At 57.3% G+C, this 4,682-nt stretch carries 7 protein-coding genes and 1 tRNA gene; 1 reads left to right on the top strand and 7 read right to left on the bottom strand.

Annotation, left to right across the window (positions count from 1 at the left end; all coding sequences use genetic code 11):
- Positions 1 to 276 precede the first annotated feature (276 nt).
- The 5 genes from rplA to ACIQJ2_RS38075 form a co-directional block, all read right to left on the bottom strand.
- The gene (gene rplA, locus ACIQJ2_RS38055) at positions 277 to 975 is read right to left on the bottom strand and encodes a 50S ribosomal protein L1 (RefSeq protein WP_199150694.1); all 699 of its coding nucleotides are present in this window, start codon (positions 973 to 975) and stop codon (positions 277 to 279) included.
- Positions 976 to 979: 4 nt separating this feature from the next.
- A complete protein-coding gene (gene rplK / locus ACIQJ2_RS38060; protein WP_069614842.1) occupies positions 980 to 1,411 on the bottom strand; it encodes a 50S ribosomal protein L11 in 432 nt (143 codons plus the stop codon).
- 216 nt (positions 1,412 to 1,627) lie between these two features.
- Positions 1,628 to 2,158 carry a transcription termination/antitermination protein NusG gene (gene nusG / locus ACIQJ2_RS38065; RefSeq protein WP_004123460.1) on the bottom strand — a complete coding sequence of 177 codons (531 nt, stop codon included), beginning with the start codon at positions 2,156 to 2,158 and terminating at the stop codon, positions 1,628 to 1,630.
- Between the two features lie 18 nt (positions 2,159 to 2,176).
- The gene (secE, locus tag ACIQJ2_RS38070) at positions 2,177 to 2,377 is read right to left on the bottom strand and encodes a preprotein translocase subunit SecE (protein ID WP_400675165.1); all 201 of its coding nucleotides are present in this window, start codon (positions 2,375 to 2,377) and stop codon (positions 2,177 to 2,179) included.
- Positions 2,378 to 2,573: 196 nt separating this feature from the next.
- Positions 2,574 to 2,649: transfer RNA gene (locus ACIQJ2_RS38075), tRNA-Trp, on the bottom strand.
- A gap of 447 nt (positions 2,650 to 3,096) precedes the next feature.
- On the opposite strand from ACIQJ2_RS38075, the gene ACIQJ2_RS38080 reads away from it, so the two are divergent.
- Positions 3,097 to 3,612 (top strand): GrpB family protein, encoded by a 516-nt coding sequence (locus ACIQJ2_RS38080; protein WP_400675162.1) that lies wholly within the window; start codon positions 3,097 to 3,099, stop codon positions 3,610 to 3,612.
- Positions 3,613 to 3,641: 29 nt separating this feature from the next.
- On the opposite strand, the gene ACIQJ2_RS38085 is transcribed toward ACIQJ2_RS38080, so the two are convergent.
- Complete coding sequence (locus tag ACIQJ2_RS38085) at positions 3,642 to 4,160, bottom strand: hypothetical protein (RefSeq protein WP_400675159.1); 519 nt, start codon at positions 4,158 to 4,160, stop codon at positions 3,642 to 3,644.
- 69 nt (positions 4,161 to 4,229) lie between these two features.
- The coding region (locus tag ACIQJ2_RS38090) for an EF-Tu/IF-2/RF-3 family GTPase (protein WP_400746774.1) at positions 4,230 to 4,682 on the bottom strand (453 nt) is incomplete at its 5' end.

Genomic DNA, 4,682 nt, shown 5'->3' on the forward strand with positions numbered 1-4,682 from the left:
GCCTCCTGGGATCAAGAGAGATCCAAGCGACGCTTGAGGATCCTGTCCCCTCGCGCTCGAGCCTGACGGCTCCGAGGCACAAGGCATCCAAGGCTCGAACCGAGTTCATCGAAGCAAAGCTTCTTCAAAATTCGGGTCTTACCCGTCTCATGCAGGCTTGAGTGATTAAGGGATAACCACCTGCAATCTCGGACAGGAATTCCGGATTTCTCCGGAAATCCCGGCCCCGAAAGGCCGGGAATTCTTAAACGCCGGGCACGAGGCCCAGCCTAATCATTAGGCGCCAGGCGCCGTAACAGTCGAAGGCTCGATCTTGACGCCCGGACCCATGGTCGAGGAGATCGCTACGCGCTTGACGTAGTTGCCCTTGGCGCCAGCCGGCTTTGCCTTGATGACGGCATCGGCAAAGGCGCGGATGTTTTCTTCCAGAGCCTTGGCGTCGAACGAAGCCTTGCCGATACCGGCATGGACGATACCAGCCTTCTCGACGCGGAACTCGACAGCGCCGCCCTTGGAAGCTTCAACAGCACCCTTGACGTCCATCGTAACGGTGCCAACCTTCGGGTTCGGCATCATGCCACGCGGGCCGAGAACCTTACCGAGGCGGCCGACGAGCGGCATCATGTCCGGGGTGGCGATGCAACGATCGAAGTCGATCTTGCCGCCCTGAACGATTTCGACCAGGTCTTCGGCACCGACGATATCGGCACCAGCAGCCTTGGCTTCGTCAGCCTTGGCGCCACGAGCGAAGACGGCAACGCGAACCGTACGGCCGGTGCCGTTCGGCAGGTTGACGACGCCGCGAACCATCTGGTCGGCGTGACGCGGGTCAACACCGAGGTTCATCGAGATTTCGACCGTTTCGTCGAACTTGGCGACGGCACGTTCCTTGACCATGTTGATGGCCAGATCCAGAGCATAAAGCTTGGTCGGATCGACGCCTTCACGAATCTTCTGAATACGCTTTGCTACCATGGTCTTAGCCCACCACTTCCAGGCCCATCGCGCGGGCAGAGCCCTCGATCATGGCCATTGCGCCTTCGATATCGGCGGCGTTCAGATCCTTCATCTTGGCTTCGGCGATAGCCTTCACCTGAGCCTTGGTGAGGGTGCCAGCCTTGGCGCCCTTGCCCGGGGTCTTCGAGCCGGACTGAATCTTTGCTTCCTTCTTCAGGAAGTAGCTGACCGGCGGCTGCTTCATGACGAAGGTGAAGGACTTGTCCTGGTAGTAGGTGATGACGACCGGAATCGGCATACCCTTTTCCATTTCCTGCGTGGCGGCATTGAACGCCTTGCAGAATTCCATGATGTTAATGCCACGCTGACCAAGCGCAGGACCAATCGGCGGCGACGGATTCGCCGAGCCGGCCTTGACCTGCAGCTTGAGCTGGCCTGCAACTTTCTTAGCCATTTCTCTCTGCCTTTCTACATGACCGGTTGCCCGGCCCACTATGCCGGATCGCTCCGGCGGCTGCGGTTGCGTGGTTCGGATTAACAGACCCGGCTAAGGCCCTACCCTTCCACGCGAATTGCGGCTGAGCCGCCAGATATAAGTAAATCAATACCTACTTATATCCAAACCTAAACGAGAGGCCGACCAAAAACCGGCCCCTTCAGATAAACTAGATCAGACCTTCTCGACCTGACTGTATTCCAGCTCGACGGGCGTAGCGCGGCCAAAGATCGAAACTTCAACCTTCAGGCGCGAACGCTCTTCATCCACATCCTGAACGGTGCCGTTGAACGAAGCGAACGGACCATCCGAAACGCGAACCTGCTCGCCGATCTCGAAGGATACGGAAGCCTTCGGCCGCTCGACACCTTCCTGAACCTGGCCGAGAATGCGCTCGGCTTCATAATCCGGAATCGGAACAGGCTTATTGTCGGAACCAAGGAAGCCGGTAACCTTCGGCGTATTCTTGATCAGATGGTAAGCTTCATCCGTCAGGTTGGCGCGAACCAGCACATAACCCGGGAAAAACTTACGCTCGCTGTCGACCTTGCGGCCACGGCGAACTTCGACAACCTTTTCGGTGGGAACGAGAATCTTCTCGAACAGATGCTCCAGGCCTTTCTGCCGAGCCTTCTCTTCGATGGATTCAGCCACCTTCTTTTCGAAATTTGAATAAGCGTGGACGATGTACCAACGTGCCGCCATGTTCATCTCCACCCGATATTAGTTGCCGGTATTCAGCACGTAGCCGAGAACCCAGCCAATGACCTGGTCAGCAGCAAAGAAAAACAGCGAGGCGAAAATAACCATAACAAGAACCATCACCGTCGAGATCATCGTCTCACGGCGTGAGGGCCAAGTAACTTTCGACGTCTCGGAGCGCACCTGCTGCAGAAACGCTAGTGGATTCGATTTGGATGCCATTGACTGCCCACGCAATTACGGCGCGTAAAGCTGAACATATCAGCCCCACGCACCGCGTGTCTGTTGAACCCTTACATAAACACCGATTCCCAATTTAACAAGAGGCAATCCAGCGTTTTCGAAAATTTGCCGGTAAACCGACATCATCCCAAACCCAAGAAGCAGCGATATCTGCGCGCCAGTTAAATTTGGAAAATGGCAGGGGCAGCAGGGCTCGAACCTACGACCTGCGGTTTTGGAGACCGCCGCTCTACCAACTGAGCTATACCCCTTCTTCCTTCGAATATTTGCCTGAAGCGGTGGACCGCCCGAGCAGTTCGAAGACATGGCGCTCCCTTTAAGGCGGGATGAAACGATTGGCAAGAGCGTTTTTTGTTTTTTCCCAATTGAACCCGCAGCTTCTGTTCGCGTGATGGCGCTTCATCCCGCGATACATGGCCGAACCCGCTGCAAGAGCCGGGCAGGATGTGTTTCGCATAACGGGATCGGAAATCGGAATCGAAGCTCAGCGCCAGAAATCTCGCGCCGAGCCGCGCGACATCTCATTGGACTGGGAATCGAATCAGGAAAATGCATACCGGATCGCTTTCAGCCCCTGCCCCAGGATTATCCCTTGAACAGAGGCAGATACCAGACACCGGCATCGGGCAATTGTTTCATGAGAAAACTGGGGACTATTCTGACTATGCAGGTCGAATCGCACCGGAGGCAGGCGAAGCATGCGCGCAATCAGGATCGTCGACTATGATCCAGTCTGGCCAGACCTCTTCCGGCACCGAAGCGAGGCGATTGCCGCATTGTGCGGCCACTTGGCGGATATCCAGCATATTGGCAGTACGGCGGTCCCGGGGCTTTGCGCGAAACCGAAGCTCGATATCGACGCGGTCCTGCCCACCAGAACCATGAGACTGATGGCGACGGAGCGCCTGAGGCAGGATGGCTATGCCTTCCACGGCGATCCGTATTGCGACGACCGATGGCCCTTCACCAAGGACGAAACACCCTATGGGACACGCCTCTATCTCAGTCTTCCCGGAAATCCCGCGCATAGAGACCGCCTCCTCTTTCGGGATTATCTTCGCTCCCATCCCAGAACCGCCGAGCGTTACGGAGCATTGAAGAGAAAGCTCGCCAGCGAAGCAAACGGCTGCTGGGAGCGATATACTCCCCTTAAGAGCGACTTCGTTGCCGAAATCCTTCGCCACGCCAGAACAGAGCGAGAGAAACCCTCATAGTCACCGCATAGGGACTTCGACCTGGAGCATCAGGGTTTGAGTTTTCGCAGGTATTCCAGCACCAGAGCAACGGATTGACCGAGCGTGCGTTGACCGGTGTCCACGATCTCGCAGCCATGGTGAGCGGCCTCGCTGCGGAGATAGGAGGCCCAGTTCATCATGTCCTTGTTCGCGAGTTCCGGTTGGCCTCTTTCGACGATCAGCCGGTCCGCCCTCACCTCATCGTCGCAATCGATCAAGAGGAGCGTGTAGCTGCCAATATCAGCGGCTGCAGCGGCTTCCACGATGAGCGATATCCGCATCTGCCCCTCGAGCAGCACCGCGCATCCGCTTTTCACCTGCGGCGCGATGCGGGCCAGCCATTCGATGGTCGCACTCCGTTGCCAAGCCTCCCCTGACCCGTGATCCCGGATCATGGCATCCGTCGAAGGAACGCCAATGCTGTCGAAGTGGTGAACAGCCACTTCCATTGCATTCTCGCTCGCGACCGCCTCTGCAATCGCCGTCTTGCCGGAGCCAGACGCCCCCGTGAGAATGACCAGGCCCATTCCTGCCTCCCAATGCAAAAGGTCCCGCTGTTTCCAGCGGGGCCTTCTTATAAAGGAATAATCCTGGGATTACTCGACGATGGAGGCAACGATGCCTGCGCCGACGGTACGGCCGCCTTCGCGGATAGCGAAGCGAAGCTTCTCTTCCATCGCGATCGGAACGATCAGCTCAACGGCAACGGTGACGTTGTCGCCGGGCATAACCATTTCCGTGCCTTCCGGAAGCGTCACGATGCCGGTCACGTCAGTCGTACGGAAGTAGAACTGCGGACGGTAGTTCGTGAAGAACGGCGTATGACGGCCGCCTTCTTCCTTCGTCAGGATGTAGGCTTCAGCCATGAACTTCTTGTGCGGCTTGACAGAGCCCGGCTTGCAAAGGATCTGACCACGCTCAACGCCGTCACGGTTAACACCGCGAACCAGTGCACCGATGTTGTCGCCTGCCTGGCCCTGATCGAGCAGCTTGCGGAACATTTCAACGCCGGTAACCGTCGTCTTCGACGTCGGACGAATGCCGACGAT

Origin of the sequence: Rhizobium sp. NPDC092011 (genome assembly GCF_044756305.1) — a bacterium.
Lineage (GTDB): Bacteria > Pseudomonadota > Alphaproteobacteria > Rhizobiales > Rhizobiaceae > Rhizobium.

Coding starts and splice junctions, on each gene's coding strand:
- rplA (WP_199150694.1), bottom strand. CDS start 975: ATGGTAGCAAAGCGTATTCAGAAGATTCGTGAAGGCGTCGATCCGACC.
- nusG (WP_004123460.1), bottom strand. CDS start 2,158: ATGGCGGCACGTTGGTACATCGTCCACGCTTATTCAAATTTCGAAAAG.
- rplK (WP_069614842.1), bottom strand. CDS start 1,411: ATGGCTAAGAAAGTTGCAGGCCAGCTCAAGCTGCAGGTCAAGGCCGGC.
- ACIQJ2_RS38080 (WP_400675162.1), top strand. CDS start 3,097: ATGCGCGCAATCAGGATCGTCGACTATGATCCAGTCTGGCCAGACCTC.
- secE (WP_400675165.1), bottom strand. CDS start 2,377: ATGGCATCCAAATCGAATCCACTAGCGTTTCTGCAGCAGGTGCGCTCC.
- ACIQJ2_RS38085 (WP_400675159.1), bottom strand. CDS start 4,160: ATGGGCCTGGTCATTCTCACGGGGGCGTCTGGCTCCGGCAAGACGGCG.